Raw genomic sequence first — 4,178 nt, 5'->3', positions numbered from 1 at the left:
TAGGAGAGCCCCATAATCAGGTGATTATGGGGCTCTCCTATTTCTATTGGCTTAACAAACATTAGACAAATTATTCCTCAATAGTAGTTATGATTGGTTATGTGTAGTAATACGTATAAGTGATTCTATTATTTTATTTTTGAGGATTTTGGCTAATACTTGAAGTATTAGGTTGAGGGTAGTGATTATTTCTTAATTGATCATAATATCCCCACTTAGGAGAGGCTATGACTTTAAGCGGATCATTAGTTCCTTGCCAGAAATCATCGAAGGCAATATTACTATAAGTAATACCTAACCATTGACTAAAACCTGCGATAAAGTTAATGTTCGATTGTTTAAACGTAACTTCACGGTGTTCAGTATCATCACTGTTAATCACTACTAGCGGGATCTCAAAACCTTCTTTAATTAAGTAAGAATGGGTAGTGGTTGCCTTTTTGGGATTATCAGCATTTTTCATTTCAATGCCATGATCGCTAAAGTACATTACCGAATAAGAGTTACTATGCTTACTTACAGTATCAACCACTTGAGAGATAAAATTATCAGTTTGCTTAATGGTCTGTAAATAGCAACTTAAGTTTTTATTTACATAATCAAATTCAACTTCTTCATATAGACGAGAATAAGCATCTGGATGTGAACCATTAGTATGTAGCACTATTAGACGTGGTTTAGTATCTTGAGCCGTAGAATTTAAATATTTTTCAAGAAGAGGTAATAAGGATTTATCGTATTTGTCTTGATTATTGTAATATTCAGGAAACCAAGAGTAGTCAGCCTGTTGACTATTTAAAGTTGCCGCCGAATCATGACGCGTAAGTTTTGATTGTACAGATAACCAAGCTGTACTAAATCCAGCATGTTTAGCAATATTAATAACCGTATCTTGAGCATTAGCTTTATAGTTTTCATCTTGATGATATATAAAGCTATAGTTTATGCTTGCAGCTGTACTTGCTGCTACAGAGACATAACCGTTATAAATAGTACCTTTTACCTGTTCAAGATATGGTGAAGTTTTTATAGCAAAGCCATATACTGAAAAAATATCGGGACGCGCAGATTCTCCAAGAATAATTACGTAGTCATGATATTTATTTTGTACCTTAGCAATTTTAAAAGTTGGTGGGGCATTAAGATTCTCTACCGTAATAGTTAGTTTTTGATAATCCTTATAGATTAGGTAAATATCTGCGAACTTAAAGAAAGTAAATACATGGGTTTTCTCATAGTTTTCTAGAGACTTAAAGCGATACTCTAGTTTTGTAATCTTGCCGATAATTGCATAAGCAATTAAGGTTAAAGCAAACCCTACAAGACTATACTTAATCAAAGGTTTTAGTTTAAATGTGTTACCTAATTGTTTACGAGTTTTAGAGTAATTATAAATATATGTAATGGTAAAGATTTGAATACTTATGTAAAGAGTTATGTATAGGTACAGGCTAATGGGTAAAACTTTTAAGTACTCAGTAAACTCTTGGTAGTTAGTTTGCATTAATGCGATTATACCAGCCGCTTGGATATCGCCTGTAACTAAACGACTACTGTAAACACCTAAACCTAAAATAATATGTAGGATATAAAGTGTATAGAAAATTGGTCTAGCATAGTGAAATAGTAAAATAAAGATGCAATAGTTAGCAGCTATAGCTACCTCACGACTAATGCCATAATAAGCTTTATATAGAGAATAAGTACCAATAAATAAAACTAGGTAAAATAACCACGTACTTATTTTGGTTGCATGAATTTTCGATATTAAGTTGGATATGTGAAACTTGTTATGACTAGTTCAATACTTTGTGTAAATAATGCTCTTTAGATACTAGTTTTAAGATAACAAGAGAAGATAATGGCAAAATAATGCATAGTCATTAAAAGTATGGTTAAAAGTTAAGACAAGTAAAATTTACTGAATTTATATCTGTTTAAGAGAAATGAAGAAAGAAGTAGCATATAAATATGCTACCTCTGTGAAAGATTTTTGGGAGTAGATAAAATTACCCGATAAATACGAATATCAAACTAATAATGATAGAAGTATTTTACTTTTTATTACTAGTGATATTGTTAGTTGGAGCTGGATTATCAATTAAAGCATTGTAATCTCTAATCGTATATTGTTTAGCTAAGATTAGTGGTTCTGTTGTTCCTTTCCAAAAATCTGGAAGTGATACTTGTTTATAGCTAATTCCTGTCCACTGACTAAAACCAGCAAGGAAGTTAAGGTTTATTTGTCTAAAGTTAACAACTTTATGCTCTTGGTCATCACTGTTAATAACTACAAGAGGTATGTCAAAATTTTGTTTAGAAGTTGCAGCGTGGTGAATATAAGTTTTTTCTTTATCTTCTAAGTTTGAAATCATTAACCCGTGATCACTAAAATACATCAGTGAATAAGAATCTGTATGTTTTTGAATGATTTGAGTAACTTGGGCAAGAAAATCATCAGTCTGACGAATAGTTTGCACGTAACAGCTTAAACTTTTATTAATGTAATTAAAGGTTACATCTTGGTATAAACGATGACATGGATATGGATGAGAACCGTTGGTATGTAAAACTATAATACGTGGTTTATCTTCTGAATCAGTTTGCGTTAAGTATTGATCAAATATAGGAAGCAAGTCCTTATCAAAAACTGAATGTACATAGTGACTAGTTCTAAACCATGAGTAATCTGCAAATTTACTTAGAAGAGTTGCAGAAGTATCCCATTGAGAAAAACGAGCTTGTGCAGAAATCCAAGCGGTATTAAATCCTGCAGATTTAGCAAGATTTATAACATTATTTTCTAGTTCAGTTTTTCCTTTAGCCTTGTTGTAATAGTAGAAACTGTAATGAATACTTACAGGCGTGCTAGAAGCATATGATACATAACCGTTATAAATTGTACCTTTTACTTGGTTTAAGAATGGTGAAGTATTAAGTGGAAAGTTATAAGCGCTAAAGAAGTCTTTACGCGCAGATTCGCCTAAAACGATAACATAAGTTTTATATTTAGGATTTACACTAGCAATTTCCCATGATGGTTTAGTTTTGTAAGCATCAATTTGTTGTATCATGCTAGTAAATCCTTTGTACATATTGTAGCTTTTAACTAGCATTGAAATAGTATAAACTTGAGTTAGTTCGAGGTTCTTAGGTTCGCTAAATTTACCTGGCAGTTTATTGATTTTGCCTACTACAGAGTAAACAATAATGAGAAGTGAAACTAAAATAAAAATTAGCGAGCGTTTGCGCGAAAAAAGTAAGACCTTGCCTCCGGTCTTACTTTGGTTGGATGCATGCAGCCAACCAAAGTAAATAACTACTAACTGTAATATAAATATAGATGTAGCTTTTACATATAATTCTAATGGTAATGAGGTTACATATTCTGTAAACTCTTGGGTGTTAGTTTGAAATAATGCTAATAAAGCATATTCATTAAAGTCCCATGTTATATACCAGCTTACAAATGCATAAGTTGTTAATGCTGCAAAATATAAATAGACTATATAAAAGACTGGTCTAAGGTAGTTATACAAAAGAACAAAGAATAAATAGTTACTTAGTACAGCTAATTCTCGTACTCCATATCCATATACTTTGTACATACTAAAACTACCAATAAATAGTAGGATGTAGAAAAATACAGCTCTACGATTAGTTGAGATAAATGATAATAAGTTGGACATATTTAAAGGTCTAGTGTGTTTAACAGATACGTGAACCTTTTTTAGGTATTTTATAAGATGTTGTATTCTGTTTGCTTAAGTGTTAGAGATCCCTAGATTGGCTTAAAAAAGATATATCTTGTTTTAGATATAAAGGATGAGTGTATAAATTTAATAAAAATTATAACCTCACATAAAAATTATAACCTCACATAAAAATTATATATTAGAATTTTAAGATTAAAGCGCAAAATCAGTTGTAGAATAGGGCTACTTTTTTTTGTAAAAAAGCATAATGAGATAATTTTAAGCATTTTTTAAATCAAAAGTGAGCGGGTTATGCTGATTCGTTGGACAATCTGTGTCTTCTTACAAGGGAGTCTTAGTTTGGGAGGGGGGAATTGGGGTGAGACTATTGAGTATAAGTATTGGATAGGATTAGATCCCGAATTCTCGAAATAATAGATTTTATGAAGCTGCCGCTTAAATAAAAAAAGGAACAGGCTAAAA

2 protein-coding genes are annotated in these 4,178 nt (G+C 31.3%); both read right to left on the bottom strand.

Annotated elements, in window-relative coordinates; translation table 11 throughout:
• Positions 1-133 precede the first annotated feature (133 nt).
• Positions 134-1,339 (bottom strand): phosphoethanolamine transferase, encoded by a 1,206-nt coding sequence (locus CKF58_RS06920; RefSeq protein ID WP_222987757.1) that lies wholly within the window; start codon positions 1,337-1,339, stop codon positions 134-136.
• 715 nt (positions 1,340-2,054) lie between these two features.
• Positions 2,055-3,074, bottom strand: coding sequence for a phosphoethanolamine transferase (locus CKF58_RS08485; protein ID WP_222987756.1), 1,020 nt, complete (start codon positions 3,072-3,074; stop codon positions 2,055-2,057).
• Positions 3,075-4,178 lie beyond the last annotated feature (1,104 nt).

The sequence above is a fragment of the Psittacicella hinzii genome, assembly GCF_003585935.1.
Classification (GTDB): domain Bacteria; phylum Pseudomonadota; class Gammaproteobacteria; order Enterobacterales; family Psittacicellaceae; genus Psittacicella; species Psittacicella hinzii.
This window is presented reverse-complemented; position numbering and strand designations above follow the sequence as displayed.

What these genes read in the sequence shown, in the direction of transcription:
- CKF58_RS08485 (WP_222987756.1), bottom strand. Translation starts at nt 3,074, where the DNA reads ATGATACAACAAATTGATGCTTACAAAACTAAACCATCATGGGAAATT.